This is a genomic window from Burkholderia sp. S-53 (assembly GCF_025560745.1).
GTDB lineage: Bacteria > Pseudomonadota > Gammaproteobacteria > Burkholderiales > Burkholderiaceae > Burkholderia > Burkholderia pyrrocinia.
In genome coordinates, this window is record NZ_CP090482.1 from 1043236 (window position 1) to 1069463 (window position 26228).

The following is a 26228-nucleotide window of genomic DNA, read 5'->3' on the forward strand; positions in this document are numbered from 1 at the left end:
CATGTCGCTGACACCGCTTCCCGCCCTGCTCGACGAAGTCCTGCGCACCGTCGCTCGCCGTTACCGGCTGCCGCCGCTCGACAGCGCATCTTCGCCGGTTGAAGCCGCGAACCCGGCCGCCACCCTTGCAATCGTGATCGAGGAAGCGCGCCGGATGCGAAGCGACGGACAATCGCCCGGCATCGAACTGCAGCAGCGCTTCATCGATGCGCTCGCACGGATGATCCGCGACGCGATGGACAGGCAATCCGGCGACCCCGCCTTTCAGGCCGCGGTGCTGCGGCACGATGCGCCGAGCGTGCGCGAATACGCGTCGTTGCACGCGCACGCCGAGCGGGACCGGCGCGCACTGCACTCGGCCGTCAACGCGATCGCGCACCCGGCCAAACTCGAGCGCAGCGCCCAGGCGTGGCAACGCGACGGGCTCGCGCGGCTGCATGCGGCCGCGACGTCCGCGTCGTGGGCCGATCTCGATGCCACGCTGCAGCACCTGCTCGCACTGCCCGACATGGCGACCGACGCCGCTTTCGCGCAGGACATCGTCAAGCTGAAGGATGGCGCAGCGCTCGAACGCATGCTGCGTCTCGATGCGCTGGCGTCGGACGAGCACGTTCGTCGCTACCGCGCGCTGTGGGTGCGCCAGGGCCCGCTCGAAGGCAGCACGATCGCGGTTGCGCAAGGCGCCGCGTCGCAGCAGCGCGGCGCGGCCGTCGAAGCGCTGGCCGCACAGGTGCTCGACACGTTGGCCGGCAGGCTCGACGCCTTGGACGACCAGCGCACGTACCGGGTGGTCACATCGATGCGCGTGCCGTCATCGATACCGGGCCGGCACGACCGCGCGAAAACCGAATGGGATGCGATCCTGCTCGAACGCACGCGCGGCGATGAAGCGGCGCCTGCATGGAACGTTCGCTTCCTCGTCGAAGCGAAGGCATCGGCCGATGCGGCGACAACCGATTTGCCGCGGCTGCTGCGCGGCCTGAATCTGCTCGCACAGGCCGACGCGGACACGATCTATTCGTTCGAGACGCACCAGGGCACGGTGCGCGTGCACGGCGCGTCGCTCCGTTCGCTGACCACCGACGACGCAGCGCTGCAACGGGAAGTGCTCTATTGCTGCGATGCGTCCGCGGACGCGACGCCGCGCCTGTTGGGCGCGGCGAGCCGGATGCAGTTGCTGTCGGCGCAGGCGAGCCTCGAATACGCAAGCGCGCTTGCGCAACAACCGGACACCGATCCGGGCGGCCTCGGTGTCATCTGGCACGCGCTGCTGACGCTGCCGCAATGGCATGCCGTGCTGCATCAATACCCGTCGTTGCGGCAGGTCCGCGAACTGATGGTCTCGATCGACGATCTCCGGGCGGCGATCAGCGACGCAGATGAAGGTGACGTCGCCAGCAGCGTCTGTGCGTGATGCGCGAGCCGGGCCGCCGCACAACGGCAACGCGCCGCCCGCCCGGTTGGTGAGCGCGCCGCACGGCAGCGTCCACTGCGCCAACCGACCGCCATCGGCCCATCGATCCGCGGCCGCATCGCGCGGAAATCGGCGCAATTTACCGACCCGCGCGCGCCTGTTTCCGAAGCGGCCCGTGCGGTACGATACGCGCCGGGGCACGACGCCCCCTGAGAGACCCGGCCGTCGCGGCCCCACCCCAGCACAAGAAAAATGCCAAGAAACCCATTGCTGCAACGAAACCTGTTCGCCGCGCTGGCGGCCAGCCTGTTCTGGATCCCCGGCGCCCACGCCAGCTCGGACGACACTTGCTACGCGCCGGCCACGCTCCGGCAGAATACGTACTCGTGCAGCAACGTACCGATGCTGAGCCCCGCCAACGACACGCGCATCAACGCGATGCTGATGATGGTCGACAGCGGCAAGGTCGCGCAGGTGTTTCCGGACCCGAAGACCATCCCGGCGAAGGACCGGATCAACCAGATCATCGTGCCGTTCCCGCTCGACTTTTCCGGGTGGATCGACATCGGCCAGAAGCAGCCTGACAAGACCGGCGGCGCGGCGGATGCCGATGCGCCGTCGAACCGGTATGCCGACGGCGAAGGCAGCATCTGCCGCAGCATGAACGCGGGCGCCGATGCATTCAACGACGCTCTGAACGGCGCGAGCGGCGTCCCCGCCGACGAAGCCGCACGCCTTCGCGCGGCGCGCGCCGACATCGCGCAGAAGACCTGTGCCGCAGGCGGCGCGAGCGCCGCGTGGACGAAGCCGCCGGTCAAATCGCCGCTCGGCCAGCAGCTCGCGGCCTACCTCGACGGCACGAACGCGTTCTACCGCGCCGACTTCCTCACCGCGACCAAAGCCTTCGCGAACGCATCGCACAGCGCGAACCCGTGGCTGAAGGAGACCGGGCTCTACATGGTCGGGCGCGCGCAGCTGAACGCCGCGCAGGCCAACGCATTCGACAACGACAACCCGACGCCGTCGCGCGCGCGCGTGACGAAGGTGTCGCTCGACGCCGCGAACACGGTGTTCCGCACCTACCTGAAGGTGTATCCGCAGGGGCACTATGCGGTGTCGGCGTCCGGGCTGTTGCGGCGGGTCGCGTGGCTCGGCGGCAACGTCACGCAGCAGGCGGACCTCTATGGCCACGCGCTCGCGCGCTGGTCGCCCGCGACGTCGAACGTGCCGCTGATGCAACTGGCGAACGAACTCGACAGCAAGCTGCTGTTCGGGTCGGACTTCGACGCGGCCCAGATCCAGTCGCCGACCGTGCTCGCGACCGTCGACCTGCTGCGCATGCGTACGTCGGACAGCAGCAGTTCGAGCCGCAGCAAGCCGCTGACGCTGGACGACCTGCAGGCGCAGAAGCCGCGCTTCGCGAACGCGCCCGCGCTCTACGACTACCTGCTCGCGACCTGGTATGTCCAGATCGGGCACAAGCCGGATGCCGCGCTCGAACTGCTGCCGCAGACGCCCGCCGTGCCGCTCGACTACTTCGGCCTGAGCCAGCAGGCGTTGCGCGGGTTCGCGCTGGAAGACAGCGGCCAGAGCGACAAGGCCCGCCAGCTGTGGCACGACCTGATCCCGCTCGCGAAATTCCGCTTCCAGCGCGAGGCGCTGGAACTCGCGCTCGCGATCAACCTGGAGCAGGCCGGGCTCGTCAACGACGTGTTCGCCGACGATTCACCCGTGCAGAACGCCGCGCTCCGCGCGATCCTGCTGCAGCGTTCGGCCAGTGCCGACCTGCTGCGCGCACAGGCGCAGAACCCGGCGACCGGCGGCGCGCTGCGCGACACCGCGCTGTACGCGCTGCTGTACAAGGAGCTCACGCGCTCGCACTACGCCGACTTCCTCGCCGACGCCGCGCTGGTGTCCGGCACGCCTGCCGATCCGTTGAAGCCGTTCGTCGCGCCCGGCGTCAGGAACGAAGACGGCTACACGTGCCCGTCTGCGCGCGACATCGCCGCGACGCTGCAGCAGAACCCCGGCGACGCGAAAGGGCTGAACTGCCTCGCCGATTTCGCGCGCCTGCATCCGCCCGCGGCCGGTCTCGAAAGCGATCCGGTGCCGCTGTGGATACGCAACGCATCGTCGACGACCGCCACGCGCGTACCGCCGACGCTCGGCGCAGCGCCGTCGCAGTTCGCGGGCAAGCCGTACGAGCGGATGTCGAGCTACGTGACGGTGATGGCCGATGCGCAGGCGAACCCGAACGACCGCGCGTATGCGCTCTACCGCGCGATCAAGTGTTATGCGCCGGGGGGCAGCAACGAATGCGGCGGCAAGGACGTGCCGAAGAACACGCGCAAGCGCTGGTTCGATACGCTGAAGGCCACCTATCCGGGCAGCCCGTGGGCGCAGAAGCTCCGCTACTACTGGTGAGCACGGCGTGAAGCGCATAACGTGCGTCGCGCTGCTGCTGGCCGCACGCGTCGCGCTGGCCGGCACCGTCGATCCCGCGCAGTACGACACGTTCTGGCTGTGGGCCGGCGTGAAGCCGCAGGCGGTCGTCCGCAGCGCGCGCGCCGTCTACGTGCTGCAAGGGCAGATCGAAGCGTCGCCGCGCGACGAATCGCAGGTGCGCGTCATCGCGCAGGGCGTCGCACTGCCGCCCGCGCCGAACGCGCACGTCTGGCTCGTCTATCGTGCGCATACGCTGCACTGGACGCCGCGCGTTACGCAGATCATGCTGGCGCAGCTCGAGCGCTGGCGCGCGTCGGGCCGCACGATCGCGGGCATCCAGATCGACTTCGATGCACGTACGCGCCATCTGCAGGACTACCTGGAATTCCTTCGCACGCTGCGCGAGACCTTGCCCGCCGATTGCCGGCTGAGCATCACGGGGCTGCTCGACTGGAGCAGCCGCATCGATACCGACCAGGTCAACCAGCTCAGGGGTATCGTCGACGAAGTGGTCGTGCAGACCTACCAGGGGCGCAGCACGATCCCCGACTACGCGGCCTACCTGCCGCGCGTCGCGCGGCTGCAACTGCCGTTTCGGATCGGCGTGATCCAGGGCGGCGAGTGGGACGCGCCGCCGTACCTCGCGACGAATCCGTGGTTCCGCGGCTACGTCGTGTTCCTGCGCAACCGCTAGCGGACGACCACGCGCCACCGTCGATCCTGCCCGCGCACCGGATTCAGCCCGGGTGCGGCGAACTGGCGTCCACGTACACCCACGCCGCGACACCCGACTCGAGTACGACGCGATCGCGGCGATACGCGTCGACTTCGTAGTCGTCCGCGTGCTGAAGTTCCTCACGGGTGAGCGCGAACACGGTGCCGGTCACGCGGTCGCCGGATCGGCCCGTATAGGCCACCACCGGATGATGGGTCTTGCCGCTGGTCGCGACAACCTCGGGGTCGTCGATCTTCAGCATCGTCATCGCATATCCCGGCATCGCGTCCGCGTGCCCGTCGAGCTTGCGGCCGAAGGTGGCGAGCTGTACCCGTTCGAGTTGCAGCGTGCCGTACGAAAACAGGTGTTCGGAGAAAGTCTGTCTGGGGCTGGACATGATGAGCTCGATAAAAAGATCAGCGCAGACGAAGCGTAACGCAGATCGCCGATCCGCTACGCGGAGCCCGCCAGCGCGCCGCCGAGCCCCGCGAGCGCGATCACGAGCAGCGCGCCCGCCGACGACGCCGTGATCCAGCGCTGCTTGCGATGAAGCAGCGGATGATTGATCGCGGCCATGTAGCCGGCCAGGATCGTGAAATCGACCGCGATCCACAGTGCGGCCAGGATCGCGAGGCTCACGCGCGAGTCCGGCGTGATGCCGACGAACTGCGGAAAGAACGCGACAAAGAACAGCAGGTCTTTCGGATTCGCGATGCCGACGAGAAAGCCGCGCACGACACCGGGCAAACGCCGCGCGCGCGATGCCGGTTCGCCTTCTGCAGCGCCGCCGCCGCCGCGCGTGCGTCCGGCGCGCCATTCGCCAAGCAGCGTGCGGATTGCCAGCACGGCGATGAATACGCAACCCGCCACGTGCAAGCCCTTGAGCAGGCGATCGCTGACGAGCACGACGCCGAACACCATCAGCATCGCCATCGCGATCATCACGAGGCTCGCGGCATTCGCGCCCACCGCGGTCAGCACGCCCTGACGGAAGCCGCGCCGCGCAACGGTGCCGACCACCAGCATGACGACCGGGCCGGGTGTCGCGATGAGCAACACGATCGCGGCGAGATAGGCGAACAGCAGAGGGTAATGGAGTGACATGACTAAAAGTTGTTGAATGGCTCGATGTGCGCACCTGTCACGGTGGCCTCGTCGAGGCCTGGCACGTCCGTTGTCGCGGTTTTGGGTAGTATTGCGTGTGCAGGCCACCGCTGAAAAACGGAAAATCCTGTCGGATGACATGAGTTTCATTCATATTCAAAACCCGTGAAAGCCAAACCGCTTCCTCCCGTCTATGCATTGCGCGCGTTCGAGAGCGCCGCGCGTACCGGCTCGTTTACGCTTGCCGCCGACGAACTGAGCCTCACGCAAAGCGCGGTCAGCAAGCACGTCAGGACGCTCGAGGCCTACTTCGGCCGCAAGCTGTTCGTCCGGCGCGGCCCCAGGATGACGGTCACGGCGGAAGGACACATCTTCGCGTCGGGCCTCAGGCGCGGTTTCCGGCAGATCGAGGAAGCGTGCATGCTGTTCCAGACGCAACGCGACGTGCTGCGGCTCAAGGCGCCGTCCACGCTCACGATGCGCTGGCTGCTCGACGCGCTCGCCGCGTTTCGCGCGACGCGGCCCGCCTTCGAGGTGCAGATCGCGAGCGTGTGGATGGATGTCGATACCGTCGATTTTTTCAGCGAGTCCTACGATTGCGCGATCCTGCTCGGCGCAGGCAAGTTCGGCGAGGCCTCGCACTGCGTGAAGCTGTTCGACGAATGGCTGATTCCGGTGTGCTCGCGTGCAACCGCGGCAGTCGCGCGCGCGAATCCGGCTGCTTGCGAGCTGATCCATCCATCGCCCGATCGCCGCGACTGGCGCCGCTGGCTCAACGGCAGCGGCCACGATCTGGACGTGGATATCACGCGCGGCCAAGTGTTCGACATGCTCGAACAGGGAATCGCCGCGGCCATCGCCGGCCACGGCATCTCGATTGGCGACCTCGCGCTGTGCGCCGGCGCAATCGATGCGAAGCAGCTCGTGCTGCCGTTCAAGACGGCGGTCAGCACCGGCGACGCGTACTACCTCGTCTGGCCGGAGGATTCCGGCAAGGCCGCGCAGGTGCGCGAACTGCACGCGTTCCTCGAAAGCCGGATGCCGCGGCTGACGTATCCGGGCATTCGTTTCAACGGGTTGGGATGACGCGTGTGGCCGGCGATCCGGCAGCCGTTTCCAGCGGCGCTGCCGGGTGTCGCCTGCCGTCGATCACGACGCAGCCCGCCGCAGCGGGCATGCGCCGCCACGGTTACGCCTGCACGAACGCCAGCAGGTCGGCGTTGAGCACGTCCGCGTTCACCGTCAGCATCCCGTGCGAAAAGCCCGGATACGTCTTGAGCGTGCCGTTCTGCAGCAGCTTGACCGACTTCAGCGCCGAATCCGCGATCGGCACGATCTGGTCGTCTTCGCCGTGCAGCACCAGCGTCGGCACGGTGATCGACTTCAGGTCCCCGGTCTGATCCGTTTCCGAAAACGCCTTGATGCCGTCGTAATGCGCCTTCGCGCCGCCCTCCATCCCCTGCCGCCACCAGTTCCGGATGACACCCTGATGCACCGTCGCACCTTCGCGGTTGAACCCGTAGAACGGGCCGCTCGGCACGTCCAGGAAGAACTGCGCGCGATTGTCGGCGAGCGCCTTCCGGAAGCCGTCGAACACGTCGATCGGCAAGCCTTCCGGGTTCGATTCCGTTTTCAGCATCAGCGGCGGCACCGCGCTGACCAGCACGGCCTTCGCGACGCGACCGGCCGGCTCGCCGTGCTTCGCGACATAGCGGGCAACTTCGCCGCCGCCGGTCGAATGACCGATATGCACCGCATTGCGCAGGTCGAGCGCTTCGACGACTGCGAACGCGTCCGCTGCGTAATGATCCATGTCGTGGCCGTCCGACACCTGCGCCGACCGCCCGTGGCCGCGCCGGTCGTGCGCAACCACGCGATAGCCCTTCTGAACGAAGAAGAGCATCTGCGCATCCCAGTCGTCGCCCGACAACGGCCAGCCATGATGGAAGACGATGGGCTGTGCGTCCTTCGGGCCCCAGTCCTTGTAGAAGATCTCGACGTTATCTTTCGTTGTGACGTATGGCATCGCGATTGACTCCTGTGGTGAGTTGGACGAACACGGCGTACGGCCGAAAGCCATTATCAGCATTTTTGTGAAACCGCGATGCGACGGTGCACCGCGACTGCCGACCATCCGCTGACGGTGAATGAGCGCCTGGCATGCGCACCACGCCGGTGCGCCCGGACGAGATGCACGGCAAGTCGGACCGACTGTCCATCAAGGTGTTTTCTTGCCGTGCTGCATCGCGTCAACGACGCCCCGTGCGAAACGGGGCATCCGGATTCGCGCGCCCCGCCCGGCCGATCGTCAGCCTCGTCAGCCGTCCGTCGACACCGTCACGGCCTCCCATGCACGGATTTCCTGTTCCAGTGCCGACAACTTGTCTCGCACCAGCCGCAATGCATCGCTGCCGAGCAACAGATGTGCGGGCGGATGTTCCGCCGCGATGACCGCGAGCATCGCCCGAGCCGCTTTCGCGGGATCGCCCAGCTGCTTGCCGCTCTTCTCCTCGCGCGCGTTGCGGATCGGGTCGAAGATCGCGTCGTAGTCGGCGATCGAGCGCGGCGTGCGCGCCATCGAGCGGCCGGCCCAGTCGGTGCGGAACGAACCGGGCGCCACGGCCGTCACCGCAATGCCGAAAGGCTCGAGTTCCTTGCCGAGGGTTTCGGAAATGCCTTCCAGCGCGAATTTGCTGCCGCAGTAATAGGCGATCCCCGGCATCGTGATGTGGCCGCCCATCGACGTGATGTTCACGATGCGGCCGCGCCGCCGCGCGCGCATGAACGGCACGACGGCCTTCATCATCGCGACCGCGCCGAATACGTTCACGTCGAACTGCCGGCGCATCTCTGCCAGCGGCGCTTCTTCCATGATGCCTTCGTGCCCGTAGCCGGCGTTGTTCACCAGCACGTCCACGGGCCCGACGTTCGCTTCGATTTCCGCGACGATGCCGTCGATGCGATCGAAGTCGGTCACGTCGAGCACGCGCGCGAAAGCCGCCTGCGCGGACAACGCTTCGAATTCCCGTGCCGCCTGCGCGCTTCTCACGGTGCCGACCACCGTGTAGCCGGCCGCGAGCGCCGCCTGTGCCAGCGCGCGGCCGAAGCCGCTGCTGACGCCGGTGATGAGCATGAGGTTGCCGGATGCCATGTTCGCTTCTCCCGAATGTCGATCGAAGCATGCATGCTAGTCTGACGAACAACGTCGAATAAGCCCGATTCCGCTGATTTTCTTGCACAAAACTATGAGCGCCGAGTCCTCCCCTGCCCGACATCCGTCGCCGTCGCCGCGCAACCGGAAACGCCTGGTCGCGCTGCTGCGCACGCTGGCGCCCGACGAAGGCTACAACCTGACGGCGCTGCCGAGCGTGCGCATCCTGCGTTCGAACCGCGCGCTGTCGCGCACGCCGGTCCTGTACGACCCGGGAATCGTGATCGTGTGCCAGGGCTGCAAGCGCGGCTACTTCGGCGGCGAACGCTATCTGTACGACGAACACCACTACCTCGCCGTGTCCGTGCCCGTCCCGTTCAGCATGGAAACCGACGCAACGCCCGAGCGCCCGCTGCTCGCGCTGTATCTGCACCTCGATTTCACGATGGCCGCCGAACTCGCGGCGCAGATCGACCGCGAAGGCGTGGCGGAACACGTGCAGGCCCCCAGGAGCATGATGTCGACGCCGATGGATGACGCGATGCACGCGTCGGTGCTGCGCTTCGTCGAGGCGCTGCAGCGGCCGCTCGAAGCCGCGGTGCTCGGCCCGGCGCTGCTTCGCGAGCTGTATTTCCGCGTACTGACCGGCGCGCAGGGCAGCGCGATGCGCAGCGCGCTCGCGATGCGCGGGCAGTTCGGCCGGATCGGCCGATCGCTGCGCGTGATCCATGCCGATTACGCGCGGCCGCTCGACGTGTCGCAACTGGCCGACGAGGCCGGCATGAGCGTGCCGAGCTTTCACAGCCACTTCAAGGCGATCACGCAGGTGTCGCCGATGCAGTACCTGAAGTCGACACGCCTGCATCAGGCCCGGCTGCTGATGGTGCGCCAGGACCTGACGGCCGAGGCGGCCGGCTATGCGGTGGGTTATACGAGCCCGTCGCAGTTCAGCCGGGAATTCAAGCGTCTGTTCGGCCTGACGCCGGCAAAGGAAACGCAGCGCATGCGCGAGAGTTTCGCGATTCCTGAAGCGTTCGAGGATGCGGTTTTTGTGTCGTCGCATTGAAGTGCGTCAGCGCCTGACCGCGGCGCACCCTTTCGTCACGCAGCGTCGAGCACCAGACCTGCCAGCGACTTCAGGATGCGCGCGGTCACGCCCCAGATGTCTTGCGGCTGGTCCGCCCAATACAACGCGCCCGCGCGTTCGCCGTCACTGTATTGCCGAGGCAGATCCGGATTCAGCAGCGCGGCGAACGGAAACTCGAAGATCTCCTCGACTTCGGCCGGTGCCGCCTCCCATTGAGCCGTTTCCGGCACGATGCCGATCACGGGAAAGATCGCGTGATTGCGCTTTCTGGTTTTATGAATCGGCAGGCACCCGATCACGCGGATCGCGCCGGGCGCGAGGCCGATCTCCTCGAACGCTTCGCGCAGTGCGGTCGCGCCAATGGTGCCGTCGGTCTCCGCCGGACGGCCGCCCGGGAAACTCACGTGCGACGAGTATTCGCTGAGCCCGGACGAACGCTTGGTCAGCAGGATCGTCGGTTCGCGCCGCGCGACGATCGCGACCAGGACGGCCGAGAGTTTCCACTGTCCGTCAGTGTCTGAGAGGGTTTGCTTCGCCGTCGACCAATCCGTGTCGGCAGGGATCCGGAAGCCTTCCACACCGCGCACGATCGTTTCCAGGACGGCCTGCGGCGAGCCCGCATTCGCGTGTGTGCCGGCAAGCCCGCCGTCGGTATGCGGGGCGCTTCTGTCGGATTCCATGCGTTCCTCCTGCATGCTTCAATCTGCACGCGCTGAGCGACACTGAACCCGACACGTATTGCATGGGCGCGGCGTCGTTGTCGTGAAACAGGATGAATCGGTGTTCGCATGCGATCGCAAAATGGCGGGCGCTGACGCGCGATCGCCTGCTCCAGCGTAAAAATATCCGCCAGTGCTGCGGAAATTCGCATGCCCGGAGCGGATCGCAGTCGACCCGTCGGGTAACCCCGATCATGCATGAAAAACAGATCGCACGTACGTCGCGCCCCTCATCGCATCTTGCGGGCACAATGGCGCACTGCACGGCAACGGCATGCAGCGATCACGCCGGCGCAAGCCGCCGCTCAACCCTGTTCCAGAGTCGGGTAATCGTCACACCCACGCGAGATTCAAATGACCACGTACGCCTTTCGCCTGCTGAACGTATTCGCCGAATCGACGTTCGGCGGCAACCCGCTTTGCGTATTCGACGATGCGCGCGGCATGGACGACTCGACCATGCAGGCACTGGCCGTGCAGTTCAACCTGTCCGAAACGACCTTCGTGTTGCCGTCCGACCGCGCGCATGCGCGGGTCCGCATCTTCACGCCGGGGTACGAGATGGCCTTTGCGGGCCATCCGACGCTCGGCACCGCACATGTCGTGCGTGACCTGCTGAATGCCGGCGACGCGCTCTCGCTCGAATTCAAGGCCGGGGTGGTCGACGTCGATGCGCACGGCGACGTGTGGACGTTCACCGCACCGCACGCGGGCATGCCGAAGACGGCAGCGTGCGAGTTGCCGGATGCCCGGACGGCGGCATTGCTGGGGCTGACCGAAGACGATCTGCTCGCGCCGCCTATCTGGGTCGATACGGGCGCCGATCAACTGCTGGTCGCACTCAAGGACACCGGCGCCGTGCGCCGCGCGCAGCCCGACAGCGCGTGCGTCGACATCTGGCCGAAAAGCAGCCTCGGCCGCAAGACCGCGTACGTGTTCGCATTCGACGCCGAGCGTCCCGGGAACGTGGTCTCCCGCTATTTCTTCGTGAAACAGGGCGGCGGCATTTCGGAGGACCCGGGCACCGGATCGGCTTGCGCGAACCTCGGTGGCTGGCTGCTTGCCGCCCGACACGAGCTGCCCGCGGCCTTTCAGGTCGAGCAGGGCGACGCCGTGGGCCGGCCTTGTCGGCTGCGGCTGTCGGTCAGCGCGAACGGCGAAATCGGCGTCGGGGGCCGTGTGATCGAACTCGGGCGCGGCACCGTCAACGTGTAGAAACGGCACTCGCCGCCGCGTTTGTTATGCTGCGCGCATCGCTTGCCCGAGCCGATCGTCGACATGAACACCCTCACTCCCGACCTCGCCCGCACGCTGCGCGCATCCTGCGACGCCTGCTTCGGCACGGCCGCTGTGTGGCCGCTCGTCGAGCGTGCATACAGCGAGCCGCAGCGCTTCTACCACACGCTCGCGCACCTGGCGGAACTGTTCGCACACCTCGCGCCGTATCGCACGGAACCGCTGTGGCCGGCCATCGAGCTCGCCGTATGGGCGCACGATTTCGTCTACGCGACGACGCTGCCCGACTATGCGGACAACGAAGCGCGCAGCGCGCACTGGCTCGTGCAGGTCACGAACGAACGCTGCACCGCGTCGTGGTTGCATGCGCACGCATCGCATGTGTCCGCTGCACACGATCTCGTGCTCGCGACGAAGTCGCACCGGCTGCCCGAACCGTTCGCGTCCGATCCGGACTTGCAGCGCGCCGGGTGGATTCTTCTCGATGCCGATCTCGCGATCCTCGCGGCCGCGCCCGACCGGCTGCGCGAGTACGACCGCGCGATCGCGCGGGAGTGGGCGCAGGATCCGGACGCGCCGTCGGCGGCCTTCCGTGCCGGCCGCAAGCAGGCGCTCGAACAACTGCGCGGGCAAGCTCCGCTGTTCCGATCGGCGGAATTCGCGCCGCTCACGCCGCTCGCGCAACGCAATCTCGACACGCTGATCCATGCATACGCGTGAGCGTCGTGTGCGCCGAGCGAACTGACGTGCGACGCGAGCGACACGCCACCGCGGCTCGAAGCAGATCAAGCACCATCACGAACATCCGCGGAGCGGACCGGCCCGCCGTCAGCTCGCGAACGCTTCCGTCTTCTGAAGCCCTCCGAGGAACCGCTTCAACTCCACCGTCCCCGGTCGCGCGAAGATCTCCTCCGGTGTCCCGCTCTCCCAGACCCTGCCCTGATGCATGAACACCACCTTGTCGCTCACCGCGCGCGCGAAGTTCATCTCGTGCGTGACCATGATCAACGTCATGTCGTCGCGTGCGAGTTGCTCGACGACACCCAGCACCTCGCCGACAAGTTCCGGATCGAGCGCCGACGTGATTTCGTCGCACAGCAGCACGCTCGGCTTCATCGCGAGCGCGCGCGCAATCGCGACGCGCTGCTGCTGACCGCCCGACAGCTGTTCCGGAAACGCGTCGAATTTGTCGCCGAGGCCGACACGCTCGAGCATCAGCTCCGCGATCGCGCGCGCCTGCTGGCGATGCGACTTCTTCACGACCGACTGCGCGAGCATCACGTTTTGTCCGGCGCTCAGATGCGGAAACAGGTTGTATTGCTGGAACACCATCCCGACCTTGAGCCGCAGTGCACGCAAGTCCGCGTGTCGCGCATCGACGCGTTCGCCGTCGATCGCGATCGTGCCCGCGTCGATGCTCTCGAGCCCGTTGAGCGTGCGCAGCAGCGTGCTCTTGCCCGAGCCGCTGCGGCCGATGATCGACACGACTTGCCCACGTTCGACGGAGAAATCGATGCCCTTGAGCACATGATGGGTACCGAAATTCTTTTCGAGACCACGGGTTTCAACGAGCGGCATTCCATCTCCTTTGCAACGTGCGCGCGTAACGGGTAAGCGGATAACAGAGTGCGAAATAGATGAGCGCGACGAGCCCGTACACGACGAACGGACGGAACGTCGCATTCGAGATCGCGACGCCGACCTTGGTCAGCTCGGTGAAGCCGATGATCGACACCAGCGCCGTGTCCTTCACGGCCTGCACGCCGAAACCGACGGTTGGCGCGATCGCGATGCGCGCGGCCTGCGGGAGGATCACATGACGCAACTGCTCGACGTAGCTCATCGCGAGGCTTGCCGATGCCTCCCACTGCCCTTTCGGCACCGCCTCGACGCAGCCGCGCCAGATTTCCGCGAGATACGCACTCGTGAAGAACGTGAGGCCGGCCGTGGCCGCAACCCACGGCGACACATCGAGACCGATGAGCGGCAGGCCAAAGAACACGACAAACAGCTGCATCAGCAATGGGGTTCCCTGGAACACCTCGATGTACAGCTTCGCGCAACTGCGCAGCACGCGCGAGTTCGATACGCGCATCACGAGCAACCCGAGGCCGACGAGACCGCCGGACAGGAATGACACGATCGACAGCACGACCGTCCAGCGTGCGGCGAGCAGCAGGTTTGCAAGAATCTGCCCGAACGTGAAATCGATCATCTCGCACCTCGCACACGGCGGGAGAACAGGCGACGCCCCATCGACCCAAGCACGGCGCGCAGCACCAGCGCCATCGCCAGATACGCGAACGCGATCACGAAATACGTTTCGAACGAGCGGAAATTGCGCGACTGGATATAGCTCGCCGCATAGGTGAGATCGGCCACCGATATCTGAGACACGACGGCCGAGCCGAGCATCGTGATGACGATCTGGCTCGCGAGCGCCGGAAACACCTTCGCGAGCGCCTGCGGCAACACGACGTGGCGCAGCATCTGCGCGCGCGACATCGCAAGCGCGGCGGCCGCCTCGAGATGCCCCTTCGGCACGGCGGCGACGCCCGCGCGCACGATCTCGACCGAGTACGCGCCGAGATTCAGCGTCATCGCGAGAATCGCGGCCGTGTATTCGTCGATGCGCACGCCGAGCGCCGGCAATCCGAAGAAGATGAAGAATAGCTGGACGACGAACGGCGTATTGCGAACCGCCTCGACGTACGCGCCGACCAACGGGCGCAGCCGCACGGCCGCGCGCGCGTCGGCGCTGTACGCGGCCGCACCGAGCACGCCGATCGAAACGCCGAGCACGGTCGCGACGGCGGTCAGCGCGAACGTGGTCGCCGCGCCGCTCGCGAACATGCCGGCGTATTCGGCGAGCTCGCCGAATCGAAGCTGATAGCTCATGACAGATGGGAAGGATCGGGTTCAGATAGCGATCGCCGCGCCGTCGCAGGCACGGCGGCGATCGCTCACAGGCCGGCAGGCAACGGCTGCCCGAGCCACTTCTTCGACATCGCGCTCAGCGTGCCGTCCTGTTTCGCATGTGCGATCGCGTCGTCGATCTTCGCGAGCAGGCGTGCTTCGTTCTTGTTCACGCCGACGAAGCACGGCGAATTCTTGATCACGAACTTGACCTCGGGCCGGCGCGGCGGATTCTTCGCGAGAATTGCCGCTGCGACGATGTTGCCGGCCGCGATCAACTGCACCTGCCCGGACAGGAACGCCTGAATCGTCGCGTTGTTGTCCTCGAAGCGCTTGATCGTCGCGTTCGGTGCGACCTGCGACAGCGCGATCTCCTCGAGTGCGCCGCGCGTGGCGCCGACCGTCTTGCCATTCAGGTCGGCGGGCGTGCTCACTTTCACGTCGGCCGGCCCGAACACGCCCTGGAAATACGGTGCATACGCGGTCGAGAAGTCGACCACCTTCTCGCGCTCCGGCGTCTTGCCGAGCGACGAGATCACCATGTCGACCTTGTTGGTCGTCAGATACGGAATCCGGTTCGCACTGTTCACGGGCACCAGCTTCAGCTTCACGCCGAGCGATTTCGCAAGCAACTCGGCCATGTCGATGTCGTAGCCCTGCGGCTGCATGTCGGTACCCACCGAGCCGAACGGCGGATAGTCCTCCGGCACCGCGACGCGCAGCGCGCCGCTTTTCGCAATGGTGTCGAGCGCATCGGCGCGCGCAGGCGCGGCGACAAACAGCGCCACCACGGGCGCGGCGATCAGCGCAGCCAGCCATGCGCGTCGGGGGAACGGTCGGGTGATCGAATTCACGGTGAGTCTTCCTTGTCTCGTCTGTCGTCGGGCAGCGCGCAACCGTTGCGCGGCCATCCCCACTTCAGCAAAAACCGGGCCACCCCCGCTTAACGCTTCAATTGTCGGCAATAGCCTCCATGCATGCCGAAATGCATTCCTCATTTCGGTGCATGAATCGATGCCGAACGCCGCGATTTCCCGTTCGCGGCGCGCGTCCATGCACCAAACCATCCGACCAGTCTGACCAGACGAATCGGCCGGCGGTCGCGGAAGGACGGGCCGGGCCGCGCCGACGACGTGAAGGCCGACATCGCGGCCGTGCAGCACGCATGCGGCGCGGTGTCGCTGAAGGTGATCCTCGAGACGGGGCTGCTGAGCGACGACGAGAAAGTGCGCGTGGGCGAGATGTGCCGCGATCTCGGCGTCGCGTTCGTGAAGACGTCGACGGGGTTCAGCCACGGCGGCGCGACGCTCGCGGATATCGCGCCGATGCGCGGCACGGTCGGGCCGGACCTCGGCGTGAAGGCGTCGGGCGGCGTACGCGACCGCGCGACTGCGCCCGCGATTTGAGGTGTGTCGGGGTGCGGCAACGGTGACCGCCGAGTTGGTCAATTCCGTCCGAGACGATGCCGTGCATATTGCTCGAACGGTTATCAAACTTGCCGACCGCAATCGCGACCGGCTTGCCGGCATATGGCTTCTGCGCGCTGCAGACGATCGTCGCGCCCAGCCACGGCAAGATGCCGGCGACGCTCATCTGTTTGATATTCAGGTGCTGATAGTTAGTCAGGTAACTCGACAGCCACGACAGGAAGAAATACAGCACGTCGTTGAAGCCGAAGAACGCGAGCGGCTCAATTCCACGCATGGCGCGCCGGACGCACGCCGTTCAGGTAGTAGTTGCCGACGAGGTGATATTTCCACCGCACCGGATCGTGCAGCGTATGCGTGCGCGCATTGCGCCAGTGCCGGTCGAGATTATGCTCGGCGAGCGTCGACTGCGTGCCGGCCAGTTCGAACAGTTTCTCGCCCGCGAGCAGCGCGATCTCGGTCGTCAGCACCTTCGCTTCGCCGACCGCGACCGACGCGCGCGCGACATCGTCGTCGGTCACCGTGCCGCGCGCGCCGATCTCGTCGAGCGTGCGCGCCGCCCGTTCGAGCAGCGCTTCCGCCGCATGAAGCTGGATGTGCAGACGGCCGATCTCGCGGAGAATCAGCGGATCGTCTGCCGCCCGTTCGACGCCGCTGTCGACCCACGGCCGCGTGCGGGTGCGCACGAACGCCAGCGTATCGTCGATGGCCGCTTTCGCGATGCCGGCATCGATCGCCGCCTGGATGATCTGCGACAGCGGGCCATTGAGCGTCGGCTCGTCCGACACGCGCTGCGCGGGCAGCACATGCGACGCGGGCACGCGCACGCCGTCGAGCACCACCGTGCCGCTCGCGGTCGTGCGCTGCCCGAACCCCGACCAGTCGTCGATCACGGTCAGCCCCGGGCTCGGCTGCGGCACGTAGGCAAGCCACGCGTGCTGCGCGTCGTCGAGACCGAGCACCGGCACGTAATGCGCGAACAGCGCGCCCGTCGAGTAGAACTTCGTGCCGTCGACGACATAGCCGTCGCCGTCACGGCGCACGCGCGTCTTCAGATCGAGCACGTGCTTCGTCCCCTTCTCCGAGAAACCGTTGCCGAACCGCTTGCCGCTCAGCACTTCCGCGAAGAAATGACGCTTCTGCGCGTCGGTGCCGACCAGCGCGATCACGTCGACCAGCCCGAAATGATTCTGCGGCAACTGTCCGAGCGACGCATCGGCCGCCGCAATAATCCTGATCACCTCGACGAGCGTCACATGCGATACGCCCGCACCGCCGTATGCCTTCGGCACCGTGATCGCCCATAGCCCCGACTGCGAGAACCATTCGATCTCGTCGCGCGGCAACCGGCGCTCCCGGTCCCGCTCGGCAGCGCCTTCAGCAAGCCGCTGCGCCAGCGCATGCGCGGCCGCGATCGCCTGCGCATCGTCGGCGATCACGCGGGCCACTTGCGGTTTCGCTTCGGCCGACCGCTCCTGAATCGTGGCGCTCGTATCTGACATCGGGCTCTCCTGTCGAATGGCGAAAGCATTCAATCTAGCAGCACGTTGCAGGTCGGCAAACCGAGGGATTCTCGGAACGATATTCCTTCGGATCACAAACGACATGGAGAGTCTCGCACGCGACATCGTGCTTCTGCGTCGCAATCGATGCCCGAGCGCCAGGGCGCTCCCGGCTAGTCCGCGTAATGCTCATCGACGATAACGATCTGCGAATCCGTTATTGGAACGCCCGCCCTGCGCTTCCTATACTGGCCTCCCGGCGCAAACGGCCCCGCTCTTCGAGGAAATCCGCATGACTTCGTCGCACGCAGACACCGACCTTTCCACCGGCACCGACTACGACGCACTCGCGAGCCGGTTCCGGCCGATATTCGACCGCATCGCAACCGGCACCGCCGAACGCGAACGTCGCCGCGAACAGCCGCACGAAGCGATCGGCTGGCTGAAGGCGGCCGGCTTCGGCGCGGTACGGCTGCCGGTACGCGACGGCGGCGCCGGCGCATCGCTGCCGCAGTTGTTCCGGCTGCTGATCGAGCTCGCCGCCGCCGATTCCAATCTGCCGCAGGCGTTGCGCGGACACTTCGCGTTCGTCGAGGACTGGCTGAACGCGCCGCCCGGGCCGCAACGCGCGACATGGTTCGACCGGTTCGCAAGCGGCCAGCTCGTCGGCAACGCGTGGTCGGAGGCCGGCGACGTGCCGCTCGGCCAGACCCATACGAAGGTGTCGGAGCAGAACGGCCGGCTGGTGCTGAACGGGCGGAAGTTCTACAGCACGGGCAGCCTGTTCGCCGACTGGATCGACGTGTTCGCGCAGCGCGCACACGACGGCAGCGACGTGATCGTCGCCGTCGCGACCGCGCAGCCCGGCGTGATCCGCGAAGACGACTGGGACGGCTTCGGCCAGACAACCACCGGCAGCGGCACGACGCGCTTCGAGAACGCGACGGTCGACGCGCACGACGTGATCGACTTCGCACGCCGCTTCAAGTACCAGACCGCGTTCTACCAACTCTTCCACGTCGCGACGCTGGCCGGCATCGGCCACGCGATCGTGCGCGACGCGGGCGAACTCGTGCGTACTCGCACCCGCGTGTACAGCCACGGCAACGCGACGCGCGCGTGCGACGACGCACAGCTGCAGCAGGTGATCGGCGAGATCGCGTCGTGGGCGTATGCGGCCGACGCGCTCGCGCTGCGTGCCGCGCAGCCGCTTCAGCTCGCTTACGAGACGCGCTTCGGCGGCGACGAAGCAGCCGAGCACGACGCGAACGTCGCGGCCGAAATCGAATCCGCGCAGAGCCAGCTCGTCGTGTCCGAACTCGTGCTGCGCGCCGCGACGCGCCTGTTCGACGCACTCGGTGCGTCCGCCACGCGCAGCACGACCGCGCTCGACCGCCACTGGCGCAACGCGCGCACGGTGTCGTCGCACAACCCGCTCGTCTACAAGGCCAGGATCGTCGGCGACTGGGTCATCAACGGCCGCACGCCGCCGTTCGTCTGGCGCGTCGGCAACGGCACGAGCGCCGGCGCGGAACCGGGAGCCGCGCGATGAGCAAGACCATTCGCTTCAACGCATTCGAGATGAACTGCGTCGGCCATCAGTCGCCGGGGCTGTGGGCGCATCCGCGCGACCGTTCGTGGCAGTACAAGGATCTCGACTACTGGACCGATCTCGCCCGCATCCTCGAACGCGGGATCTTCGACGCGATCTTCATCGCGGACGTGATCGGCTATTACGACGTCTACCAGGGCAGCAACTACCACGCGCTGCACCAGGCCGCGCAGATCCCGGTCAACGACCCGCTGCAGCTTGCCGCACCGATCGCGATGGCGACCGAGCATCTCGGCATCGGCATCACCGCGTCGACGACGTTCGAGCACCCGTACACGTTCGCACGCCGGCTGTCGACCGCCGACCATCACACGAAGGGCCGGCTCGCGTGGAACATCGTCACGTCCTACCTGGAGAGCGGCGCGAAGAACGTCGGCGATCGCGGCCTGCGCACGCACGACGATCGTTATGCGGTCGCGGCCGAATACGTCGAGGTGCTGTACAAGCTGTTCGAGGGCAGCTGGGAAGACGGCGCGGTGGTGCGCGATCGCGACGGCCGCGTGTTCACGCATCCCGAGAAGGTGCACGAGATCGGCCACAAGGGCCGCTTCTTCGACGTGCCCGGCTATCACCTGTGCGAACCGTCGCCGCAGCGCACGCCGGTGCTGTTCCAGGCCGGCGCGTCCGGCCCCGGCAAGGCGTTCGCCGCGCAGCACGCCGAATGCGTGTTCGTCGCTGCGCCGACCCGCGAGCAGCTCGCGCGCTACGTGGCCGATGTGCGCGCGCAGGCCGCCGCCGCGGGACGCGATGCGCGCAAGGTGCTGATCTACAACCTTGTCACGGTGATCGTCGACGAAACCGACGAGAAGGCGCAGGCCAAGTTCGACGAGTACCGCCGCTATGTGTCGTACGACGGCTCGCTGGTGTTCATGTCCGGGTGGACCGGCATCGACTTCGGCCAGTATGCGCCAGCCGATCCCGTCAGGCGCGTCGAAACCAACGCGATCGTTTCGGCGGTCGAGCACCTGGCGGGCGGCGACACCGCGTGGACGATCGAGGCGTTGGCGGCATGGGGCGGCATCGGCGGAATGGGCCCGGTGTTCGTCGGGTCGGCGGCGACCGTGGCGGACATCCTCCAGGAATGGGTTGCCGCGACCGACGTGGATGGCTTCAACCTCGCGTATGCGGTCGCGCATGAAACCTTCGAAGACGTCGTGCGCTACCTCGTTCCGGAACTGCAGCGGCGTGGCGTCTATCCGACGCAATATGCACCGGGCACGCTGCGCGAGAAACTCTTCGGCGGCACGGCGCGGCTGCCGGACGAGCATCCGGCCGCGCAGTTTCGCGATATCGAGCAGGTCAAGCGCGATGCCGAGCAGATAGCGACCTTCGCGTGACGGCAAGGCGGGCGGCTGGTCGGCCCGCGTGCGGGCCGGCGACGTTCACGCGATGCCGTCGTCGATGTCGTGCGCCGTCGGCGCGTCACGCACGATCAACGGATACACGATCGGCGTGACGGCACGGATCGCGACGACCCGGAACAATGTCGAATCGAGACGGGCCTGCAGGATCGGCAGCACGAACAGCACAAGCACCTGGCCGATATCGCAGGGTGAACGCCCGGCCGACACCGGTGCTGCGGATCGCCGCCGGGCAAGACAAGTTATTTTGCTATCTTGACGATTCCCGCTGTCAACGAAGCGCCGGTACACGCAGCACCGCAGCACTGGGCCTGACACTGATTCCACTATTGTTTGCCTTCGTTCCGCCACTACCCCCGGTTGCTGCGTTGGTGCCGCTGCTGCTTCCAGTTCCCGCCTTCGATGCACCCGGGGACGTCGGGGTTCCCGTGATTGTGATAACGTCGCCGCCAGCGGGCTTGCCGCTGATCGTCAACGTCACTGGGGAACTGTCGTTGTTCACGGCGACTTGCGTACTGGGCTTGCCGGGGCGCGCGGACGCGTCCAGCGGGAACGTCTTCCTCATTGCAAACGTGACAATGCCATTTTTCGATGTGGCCGTAACGTTGGCCTTCTGAAAGTCGCTGCTCGCGGCGACCGCGGATGCCACGCCGTCCGCGACTGCCGCGACGGCTTGGCCAGCCTTCGGCACCGTGTACTTGACACTGATCGACTGACCGCCTGACCCGGTGGACTGCTCTGACTGCGGGGGCTGCAGCGCCACCGAAATGGTGCCCTCGGCCCACGCAAGCGAACATTCATTGTGGTACGACAGGATCACACTTCGCTCCGCATAGACGTCGATATTTTGCCGCCCATTCTGGTCGAGCCCATTCAGATACCCGATGTATTTTTGGATGTCCGCCTGATAAGTCGACTGTATCGATTGGGCGACGTGCGAAATGGACAAGGTGTTCAAATAGTTGGCGCTGATGCCGGTCTTTGCGGCACCGAACACGGTGCTGCCAGCGGTAAGGGAATGAACGACAGTGAGCGGGGTGAACACGGTCGCCAGCGCGGAAGAAATGGTGCCAAGCACATCGAATGCAAACCCCGATCCGGCCATCTGCGAGAACAGCGAATTGACGAAATCCGCGCATCTCGATTCGGAATCCTGAACCAGCAGGTTGACAGCCTGAAAGTTTGACAGCGACTGAGGCGGCGTTCCTCTTCCATCTCCGACCTCTCCCCCCGAAGCAGATTTTGCCGCCACGGCCGCCAGCGCGTCGCTGGCCTTCATCAATGGCGTCGCGGTCAGTTGAAAACTCTGTGGCACCGTGGAACAGCCCGCCGTCAGCATAAGAAGCGCCGATACGATTGCCGGGTAAGTGAAATTCATAACCTCCCCCGTCATTTCGAGTTGTTGTGATCGAGCCGCGTCGCCAGACGACGCGCCAAACGCATGTCAAGCGGCTGGTTTCGGGGGATGCACAGGGTGCAGAAGCGATGCGGGGCACGGGGGCAGCGGAGACAATGCCTCGGCAAATCCGGGCGAGTCGATGGTCGGCGCTATGGACAACGTGGGAGCCGGCCGAGCGTCCGACAATCCGACGTCGCTCGCGCGCATGCGCCACTTCTTATTCCACGCGCGAGTTTCTTTCTTGGTCAATCCCGCTTCGGATATCGCGTCGACAAAGAACGCGACATCGCGCCCCAGACGATCGTCATCTACATTCGAGGTCGGGAACAACTGCGAGAAAGCTCGCCGGACGTTGGGTGGAGTGAGCGGCAACCCGTTGGATGACAGGAACTTGCGAATCTTCATGGCCGTTGCGTCGAGATCGCGCGGCGGCGACGACTGTGTCGACCGGTCGAGGAAAAATCCGTAGTCGACCTCCGTCGGCGCGACGCCCAGCTTCCGGTACAGTTTGTAAAACGATTGCATTTTCGCGGCATCGCTGACGGCCGATGCATAGTGCTGCTGATAGGCCGTGCGCACGGCGGCGAACGAACCGAAACGCGCAAATCCGTTCGTCCATGCCGCACGTCGCGGTTCGTCGGCAAAAACGGAGCACAAAAGCCTTTGCGCCGACTCACCATTCAGGTGGACAAGTTTGCGCAATGCGCCGGCCTCACTGCCGAATGCCTGATCGACGAGCGCGGGGTCGCTGGCGTCGACGCGCGCGACGATCCACTGCACTTCCTGGCCGCCTCCCGCAGTGGCGCCCCGCGGCCCCCATGTCACGAAGCTGGAACGATCGTTGCTGAAGCAGGTTTTCTCTGGGTGAGCAGGCGACCAGAGTGGCTTGCTCTGGCAGAAGTTCCATTCGAGATGGTCGTAATCGGTCGCCTCGTAGGTGAGCACCAGCGATTGCGCCCGTTCATCGGCCGAAGGAGGAGGCACATCGGGAAGCAATTGCTTCCACAGTTCAAGCGTAAGTGCACCCTTGAATGCCGGAGAGTCGTCCGGCAGCTTTTCCTTCAATACCGGGCACGCCGCGACGGCCTTCACGCTTCGCGCGGAATTCGCATCGAACACTCCGTTCGCCTTAAGGCCCGGAGATCCACAGCCGCGCGCCATACCGTCGAGGACGGCTTGCACCCGGGCGACCTTTCCGTACTTCCCGTCGAAAATGGCTCGCTCATGAACGGCGTAGAGCGTCACGTCCTCCTGCCCGTACGCGGCAGCGGCGTAGCCTCCCCCACACGCGACCGCTAGAACGGCCGTTATCGCAATGCGAATCATTGTTATCCCCCGTCAATCCGACCTATCGTGATCGTGATCGAGATTGTTCTTGTTTCGCGCGTCAACCATCCCGTGCGTAGCACAAGCATAGACGCAACGCGGGGCGGGGCCAATCGGATTCTTGCGCGATCTTGACTCTGGCCCCAGCAATGGCTCGATCAGCCGCGCGATCGCGATGCCCTCGCCGGGCCCGTGTGCGCGAGGCTGTTCGCCGGCAACCTGACAGGCTGGGCCCCGGTTTTCCGCTACGCGCTCAAGCGGCGTTGCGTTCGATCAGGAACCGTTCGCGACGCCCGCCCTTGATCCAGCCGGGCACGCGACCTCGCCCGTTCCACGTCGCGCCGGTCTTCGGATCGCGATACCTGGGCGGTGCCGCGGTCTTTCGCGCGGCCGGTCTTCCGGCACCGCCCGGGCGGCCGAATATCTGCGTGGCTGTCAGCCCATATTCGGCGGCCCGGGTGCGGATCTCATGTATGACCGCCTCGAGTTCGGCGAGTCTCGCTTCCTCGACGCGCTTCATCAATTCGTCGGCTTGCGCTTTCAATTCGCGATAACCAGCCATGCGATTCCTCCATATTTTTATGGCGTTATAAAAGACCGAACGGGCGCAACAATACGACCGCCGGATTTCCACGATGCAATGTCATGAAAAGGCGCGACCTGAATTCGCATTCCTGAATCCGAAAAGCGGATCACGCGCGCCCCGGTGCGTTTTCGGCGCGAAATTCACAGACCAGTTCGCCACTGGCCGCGAGTTCATCGATCTGGTCCGGCGTCAACGAGACGATGGACGCCGCAATTTCATCCGAGATTCCCAATTGCCGCTTGCCCTCTTCGCGGTCGATACGCAGCATGCGCTGCGCAAGCACGAGATACGCGCGGTTGAATTCCGCGATTGCATCGAAGATATCGCCCTGTCCGGTCATGACTGCTCCTGTGCCGACGGCGATTCCGTGCGCCGCGAACGCGGCGCCGTTACCGGACCGTCCAGTAGTGGATGCCTGAATCTATGTCATGCGGCCGGCGTCATGCCGACAATTCCTAGATGGCATCCGACACGAAATAAATCGGCAATTGCATTTCGCGATTCATCGCTGTCGGATTCAGCCTAGATTCGGTCAACACCTGAAACCGGAACACCCATACGATTTTCGGACGACGCGCGGACCATTCGCGCGAGCGGCACAGCACCGGCGAACGACGATTGCATTCCTGCATTGCCCGCCATCGGTATCGTTGGTCCTAATCCTGAACGGATGGAATCAGAAATCATGTTGAAAGTGACGAAAGCCGTATTTCCGGTCGCAGGTCTCGGCACCCGATTCTTGCCTGCAACCAAGGCCAGCCCGAAAGAGATGCTGCCTGTCGTGGACAAGCCGCTCATTCAATACGCGGTCGAAGAAGCCATCGACGCCGGCATCACCGAAATGATCTTCGTGACCGGCCGCAGCAAGCGCGCGATCGAAGACCACTTCGACAAATCCTACGAGATCGAAGCCGAACTCGAAGCGCGCGGCAAGGAAAAGCTGCTGTCCCTCGTTCGCAGCATCAAACCGAGCCACGTCGATTGCTTTTACGTTCGCCAGGCCGAAGCGCTGGGGCTCGGCCATGCCGTGCTGTGCGCGGAAAAGCTCGTCGGCAACCAGCCGTTCGCGGTGATCCTCGCTGACGATCTGCTGGACGGCCCGACGCCGGTGCTGCGCCAGATGATCGACGTATTCGATCACTATCACGCGTCGGTGATCGGCGTGGAGGAAATCGCGCCGGACGAATCGAGGTCGTACGGCGTGATCGACGGCAAACGCTGGGAGGACAACCTGTTCAAGCTGTCCGGGATCGTCGAGAAACCGGAGCCGGCGAAGGCGCCGTCGAATTTCGGCGTCGTGGGCCGTTACGTGCTGAAGCCGAAGGTGTTCGACCATCTGCGCGCGCTTCGGCCCGGCGCCGGCGGCGAACTGCAGCTGACGGACGCGATCCAGTCGCTGCTGACGGACGAGCAGGTGCTCGCCCACCGCTACGACGGCACGCGTTTCGATTGCGGCAGCAAGCTCGGGTATCTGAAGGCAACGGTCGAGTTCGCGCTGCGGCACCCGGAAGTGGCTGCGGATTTCGAAAGCTATCTGGAGACGCGCATGTCGGCGTTGCTGGTCGCCTGACGGTCGATACGCGTGGACTCGTTCATGTGGACAGCCGTCTCCGATCTCGGCGACGCGGCGATGACGTTGCCGCTTGCCGTCGTGTGCATCGGCTGGCTGACGCGGTCGACAACCGGGCCGCGTCACGCGGCGTCATGGGCGCTGATGCTCGCGGCCGGCATGGCGCTGGTCGGCGCCACCAAGATGCTGTATGCGGGCTGCGGCGTACAGATCCGCGCGATCGATTTCCGCGTGATCAGCGGGCACACGATGCTCGCGTCGGCGGTATGGCCGATGACATGCGTGCTTGCGCTGCACGGCTGCGCGAACGTGCGGCCGCGCACGTCGTTGTCGCTCGGGCTCGCGCTCGGCGCGCTGATCGGCGTCGCACGCGTATTCGACGACGCGCATACGCCGTCGGAAGTCGTCGCCGGCTGGATCGTCGGCTCGGCGGTCGCGCTGTCGTTCGTGCTGCGACATGGCGTGCCGCGCGTCGACGCCCGGTATCGCGCGCTCGCGGCCGGTTCGCTGCTAGCGGTATCGGCTGTCGCCTACGGCCGTCACGCGCCGATTCAGGCAGCGATCGAGCTGTATTCGCCATTTCTGTGCGGACGCTTCCACCTGGTCAGCGTGCACGAAATCATCAGCCTGACCGGCATCGCGGGGTAAGTTCGAACCG

Annotated in this window: 26 protein-coding genes and 2 pseudogenes; 12 read left to right on the top strand and 16 right to left on the bottom strand. The window is 65.7% G+C overall.

Annotated features, from left to right (window positions below):
- Position 1 precedes the first annotated feature (1 nt).
- The 3 genes from LXM88_RS04340 (at position 2) to LXM88_RS04350 (ending at position 4553) form a co-directional block, all read left to right on the top strand.
- Entirely contained in the window at positions 2 to 1414 is a 1413-nt protein-coding gene (locus tag LXM88_RS04340; RefSeq protein WP_262530770.1) for a 3-deoxy-D-arabino-heptulosonate 7-phosphate synthase, read from the top strand.
- A gap of 252 nt (positions 1415 to 1666) precedes the next feature.
- Positions 1667 to 3838: a hypothetical protein gene (locus tag LXM88_RS04345; RefSeq protein ID WP_262530771.1), complete on the top strand. Its 2172-nt coding sequence runs from the start codon at positions 1667 to 1669 to the stop codon at positions 3836 to 3838.
- Between the two features lie 7 nt (positions 3839 to 3845).
- Positions 3846 to 4553, top strand: a complete 708-nt coding sequence (locus LXM88_RS04350) for a DUF3142 domain-containing protein (protein WP_262530773.1) — start codon at positions 3846 to 3848, stop codon at positions 4551 to 4553.
- Between the two features lie 43 nt (positions 4554 to 4596).
- On the opposite strand, the gene LXM88_RS04355 is transcribed toward LXM88_RS04350, so the two are convergent.
- Both LXM88_RS04355 and LXM88_RS04360 read right to left on the bottom strand, forming a co-directional pair.
- Positions 4597 to 4971, bottom strand: coding sequence for a gamma-glutamylcyclotransferase family protein (locus LXM88_RS04355; RefSeq protein WP_262530775.1), 375 nt, complete (start codon positions 4969 to 4971; stop codon positions 4597 to 4599).
- Between the two features lie 56 nt (positions 4972 to 5027).
- Positions 5028 to 5678: a LysE family translocator gene (locus LXM88_RS04360; protein WP_262530776.1), complete on the bottom strand. Its 651-nt coding sequence runs from the start codon at positions 5676 to 5678 to the stop codon at positions 5028 to 5030.
- 165 nt (positions 5679 to 5843) lie between these two features.
- On the opposite strand from LXM88_RS04360, the gene LXM88_RS04365 reads away from it, so the two are divergent.
- Entirely contained in the window at positions 5844 to 6764 is a 921-nt protein-coding gene (locus tag LXM88_RS04365; RefSeq protein ID WP_262530777.1) for a LysR substrate-binding domain-containing protein, read from the top strand.
- 103 nt (positions 6765 to 6867) lie between these two features.
- On the opposite strand, the gene LXM88_RS04370 is transcribed toward LXM88_RS04365, so the two are convergent.
- Both LXM88_RS04370 and LXM88_RS04375 read right to left on the bottom strand, forming a co-directional pair.
- Positions 6868 to 7704 (bottom strand): alpha/beta fold hydrolase, encoded by an 837-nt coding sequence (locus LXM88_RS04370; RefSeq protein WP_262530778.1) that lies wholly within the window; start codon positions 7702 to 7704, stop codon positions 6868 to 6870.
- A gap of 291 nt (positions 7705 to 7995) precedes the next feature.
- Positions 7996 to 8829 carry an oxidoreductase gene (locus LXM88_RS04375; RefSeq protein WP_262530780.1) on the bottom strand — a complete coding sequence of 278 codons (834 nt, stop codon included), beginning with the start codon at positions 8827 to 8829 and terminating at the stop codon, positions 7996 to 7998.
- 94 nt (positions 8830 to 8923) lie between these two features.
- Between LXM88_RS04375 and LXM88_RS04380 the strand changes: the two genes are divergently transcribed.
- Positions 8924 to 9895, top strand: a complete 972-nt coding sequence (locus LXM88_RS04380) for an AraC family transcriptional regulator (RefSeq protein WP_262530782.1) — start codon at positions 8924 to 8926, stop codon at positions 9893 to 9895.
- A gap of 35 nt (positions 9896 to 9930) precedes the next feature.
- On the opposite strand, the gene LXM88_RS04385 is transcribed toward LXM88_RS04380, so the two are convergent.
- Positions 9931 to 10611 carry an NUDIX hydrolase gene (locus LXM88_RS04385; RefSeq protein ID WP_262530783.1) on the bottom strand — a complete coding sequence of 227 codons (681 nt, stop codon included), beginning with the start codon at positions 10609 to 10611 and terminating at the stop codon, positions 9931 to 9933.
- Between the two features lie 378 nt (positions 10612 to 10989).
- Between LXM88_RS04385 and LXM88_RS04390 the strand changes: the two genes are divergently transcribed.
- Complete coding sequence (locus tag LXM88_RS04390; RefSeq protein WP_262530784.1) at positions 10990 to 11850, top strand: PhzF family phenazine biosynthesis protein; 861 nt, start codon at positions 10990 to 10992, stop codon at positions 11848 to 11850.
- A gap of 63 nt (positions 11851 to 11913) precedes the next feature.
- Positions 11914 to 12591, top strand: a complete 678-nt coding sequence (locus LXM88_RS04395; protein ID WP_262530785.1) for a hypothetical protein — start codon at positions 11914 to 11916, stop codon at positions 12589 to 12591.
- Between the two features lie 108 nt (positions 12592 to 12699).
- On the opposite strand, the gene LXM88_RS04400 is transcribed toward LXM88_RS04395, so the two are convergent.
- The 4 genes from LXM88_RS04400 to LXM88_RS04415 form a co-directional block, all read right to left on the bottom strand.
- On the bottom strand, positions 12700 to 13449 hold the full coding sequence (locus LXM88_RS04400; RefSeq protein WP_262530786.1) for an amino acid ABC transporter ATP-binding protein: 750 nt from the start codon (positions 13447 to 13449) through the stop codon (positions 12700 to 12702).
- Positions 13436 to 14086 (bottom strand): amino acid ABC transporter permease, encoded by a 651-nt coding sequence (locus tag LXM88_RS04405; protein WP_072437748.1) that lies wholly within the window; start codon positions 14084 to 14086, stop codon positions 13436 to 13438. Before LXM88_RS04405 ends, LXM88_RS04400 begins: the two co-directional genes overlap by 14 nt.
- Entirely contained in the window at positions 14083 to 14769 is a 687-nt protein-coding gene (locus LXM88_RS04410; RefSeq protein WP_262530789.1) for an amino acid ABC transporter permease, read from the bottom strand. Before LXM88_RS04410 ends, LXM88_RS04405 begins: the two co-directional genes overlap by 4 nt.
- Positions 14770 to 14834: 65 nt before the next feature.
- A complete protein-coding gene (locus LXM88_RS04415; RefSeq protein ID WP_262530791.1) occupies positions 14835 to 15641 on the bottom strand; it encodes a transporter substrate-binding domain-containing protein in 807 nt (268 codons plus the stop codon).
- Positions 15642 to 15905: 264 nt separating this feature from the next.
- Here LXM88_RS04415 and LXM88_RS04420 point away from each other — a divergent pair.
- Positions 15906 to 16190, top strand: a pseudogene (locus tag LXM88_RS04420) (deoxyribose-phosphate aldolase); the annotation flags it as partial.
- On the opposite strand, the pseudogene LXM88_RS37250 reads toward LXM88_RS04420, so the two are convergent.
- Both LXM88_RS37250 and LXM88_RS04430 read right to left on the bottom strand, forming a co-directional pair.
- Positions 16165 to 16353 (bottom strand): annotated as a pseudogene (locus LXM88_RS37250) (CsgG/HfaB family protein); the annotation flags it as partial. The pseudogenes LXM88_RS04420 and LXM88_RS37250 sit on opposite strands and share 26 nt — an antisense overlap.
- A gap of 124 nt (positions 16354 to 16477) precedes the next feature.
- A complete protein-coding gene (locus LXM88_RS04430; RefSeq protein ID WP_262530794.1) occupies positions 16478 to 17716 on the bottom strand; it encodes an SfnB family sulfur acquisition oxidoreductase in 1239 nt (412 codons plus the stop codon).
- Between the two features lie 292 nt (positions 17717 to 18008).
- Between LXM88_RS04430 and LXM88_RS04435 the strand changes: the two genes are divergently transcribed.
- Complete coding sequence (locus LXM88_RS04435) at positions 18009 to 19268, top strand: monooxygenase (RefSeq protein WP_262530795.1); 1260 nt, start codon at positions 18009 to 18011, stop codon at positions 19266 to 19268.
- The gene (locus LXM88_RS04440) at positions 19265 to 20665 is read left to right on the top strand and encodes an LLM class flavin-dependent oxidoreductase (protein ID WP_262530797.1); all 1401 of its coding nucleotides are present in this window, start codon (positions 19265 to 19267) and stop codon (positions 20663 to 20665) included. Before LXM88_RS04435 ends, LXM88_RS04440 begins: the two co-directional genes overlap by 4 nt.
- A 45-nt stretch (positions 20666 to 20710) precedes the next feature.
- Here LXM88_RS04440 and LXM88_RS04445 read toward each other — a convergent pair whose 3' ends face one another.
- The 5 genes from LXM88_RS04445 to LXM88_RS04465 all read right to left on the bottom strand — a co-directional run bounded on the left by LXM88_RS04445 (position 20711) and on the right by LXM88_RS04465 (position 24340).
- A complete protein-coding gene (locus LXM88_RS04445) occupies positions 20711 to 20863 on the bottom strand; it encodes a hypothetical protein (protein WP_262530799.1) in 153 nt (50 codons plus the stop codon).
- A gap of 97 nt (positions 20864 to 20960) precedes the next feature.
- Positions 20961 to 22067: a hypothetical protein gene (locus LXM88_RS04450; RefSeq protein WP_262530801.1), complete on the bottom strand. Its 1107-nt coding sequence runs from the start codon at positions 22065 to 22067 to the stop codon at positions 20961 to 20963.
- A 66-nt stretch (positions 22068 to 22133) separates the two neighbouring features.
- On the bottom strand, positions 22134 to 23333 hold the full coding sequence (locus tag LXM88_RS04455) for a hypothetical protein (protein ID WP_262530803.1): 1200 nt from the start codon (positions 23331 to 23333) through the stop codon (positions 22134 to 22136).
- Positions 23334 to 23667: 334 nt separating this feature from the next.
- Entirely contained in the window at positions 23668 to 23976 is a 309-nt protein-coding gene (locus tag LXM88_RS04460; RefSeq protein WP_262531638.1) for an H-NS histone family protein, read from the bottom strand.
- Positions 23977 to 24106: 130 nt separating this feature from the next.
- Positions 24107 to 24340, bottom strand: coding sequence for a flagellar transcriptional regulator FlhD (locus LXM88_RS04465; RefSeq protein WP_262530805.1), 234 nt, complete (start codon positions 24338 to 24340; stop codon positions 24107 to 24109).
- 345 nt (positions 24341 to 24685) lie between these two features.
- Between LXM88_RS04465 and galU the strand changes: the two genes are divergently transcribed.
- Entirely contained in the window at positions 24686 to 25570 is an 885-nt protein-coding gene (gene galU, locus LXM88_RS04470; protein WP_262530806.1) for a UTP--glucose-1-phosphate uridylyltransferase GalU, read from the top strand.
- A gap of 24 nt (positions 25571 to 25594) precedes the next feature.
- The gene (locus LXM88_RS04475) at positions 25595 to 26218 is read left to right on the top strand and encodes a phosphatase PAP2 family protein (protein WP_262530807.1); all 624 of its coding nucleotides are present in this window, start codon (positions 25595 to 25597) and stop codon (positions 26216 to 26218) included.
- Positions 26219 to 26228 lie beyond the last annotated feature (10 nt).

Coding starts and splice junctions, on each gene's coding strand:
- LXM88_RS04340 (WP_262530770.1), top strand. CDS start 2: ATGTCGCTGACACCGCTTCCCGCCCTGCTCGACGAAGTCCTGCGCACC.
- LXM88_RS04345 (WP_262530771.1), top strand. CDS start 1,667: ATGCCAAGAAACCCATTGCTGCAACGAAACCTGTTCGCCGCGCTGGCG.
- LXM88_RS04355 (WP_262530775.1), bottom strand. CDS start 4,971: ATGTCCAGCCCCAGACAGACTTTCTCCGAACACCTGTTTTCGTACGGC.
- LXM88_RS04360 (WP_262530776.1), bottom strand. CDS start 5,678: ATGTCACTCCATTACCCTCTGCTGTTCGCCTATCTCGCCGCGATCGTG.
- LXM88_RS04370 (WP_262530778.1), bottom strand. CDS start 7,704: ATGCCATACGTCACAACGAAAGATAACGTCGAGATCTTCTACAAGGAC.
- LXM88_RS04375 (WP_262530780.1), bottom strand. CDS start 8,829: ATGGCATCCGGCAACCTCATGCTCATCACCGGCGTCAGCAGCGGCTTC.
- LXM88_RS04380 (WP_262530782.1), top strand. CDS start 8,924: ATGAGCGCCGAGTCCTCCCCTGCCCGACATCCGTCGCCGTCGCCGCGC.
- LXM88_RS04385 (WP_262530783.1), bottom strand. CDS start 10,611: ATGCAGGAGGAACGCATGGAATCCGACAGAAGCGCCCCGCATACCGAC.
- LXM88_RS04390 (WP_262530784.1), top strand. CDS start 10,990: ATGACCACGTACGCCTTTCGCCTGCTGAACGTATTCGCCGAATCGACG.
- LXM88_RS04395 (WP_262530785.1), top strand. CDS start 11,914: ATGAACACCCTCACTCCCGACCTCGCCCGCACGCTGCGCGCATCCTGC.
- LXM88_RS04400 (WP_262530786.1), bottom strand. CDS start 13,449: ATGCCGCTCGTTGAAACCCGTGGTCTCGAAAAGAATTTCGGTACCCAT.
- LXM88_RS04405 (WP_072437748.1), bottom strand. CDS start 14,086: ATGATCGATTTCACGTTCGGGCAGATTCTTGCAAACCTGCTGCTCGCC.
- LXM88_RS04410 (WP_262530789.1), bottom strand. CDS start 14,769: ATGAGCTATCAGCTTCGATTCGGCGAGCTCGCCGAATACGCCGGCATG.
- LXM88_RS04430 (WP_262530794.1), bottom strand. CDS start 17,716: ATGTCAGATACGAGCGCCACGATTCAGGAGCGGTCGGCCGAAGCGAAA.
- LXM88_RS04435 (WP_262530795.1), top strand. CDS start 18,009: ATGACTTCGTCGCACGCAGACACCGACCTTTCCACCGGCACCGACTAC.
- LXM88_RS04440 (WP_262530797.1), top strand. CDS start 19,265: ATGAGCAAGACCATTCGCTTCAACGCATTCGAGATGAACTGCGTCGGC.
- LXM88_RS04450 (WP_262530801.1), bottom strand. CDS start 22,067: ATGAATTTCACTTACCCGGCAATCGTATCGGCGCTTCTTATGCTGACG.
- LXM88_RS04460 (WP_262531638.1), bottom strand. CDS start 23,976: ATGGCTGGTTATCGCGAATTGAAAGCGCAAGCCGACGAATTGATGAAG.
- LXM88_RS04465 (WP_262530805.1), bottom strand. CDS start 24,340: ATGACCGGACAGGGCGATATCTTCGATGCAATCGCGGAATTCAACCGC.
- galU (WP_262530806.1), top strand. CDS start 24,686: ATGTTGAAAGTGACGAAAGCCGTATTTCCGGTCGCAGGTCTCGGCACC.
- LXM88_RS04475 (WP_262530807.1), top strand. CDS start 25,595: ATGTGGACAGCCGTCTCCGATCTCGGCGACGCGGCGATGACGTTGCCG.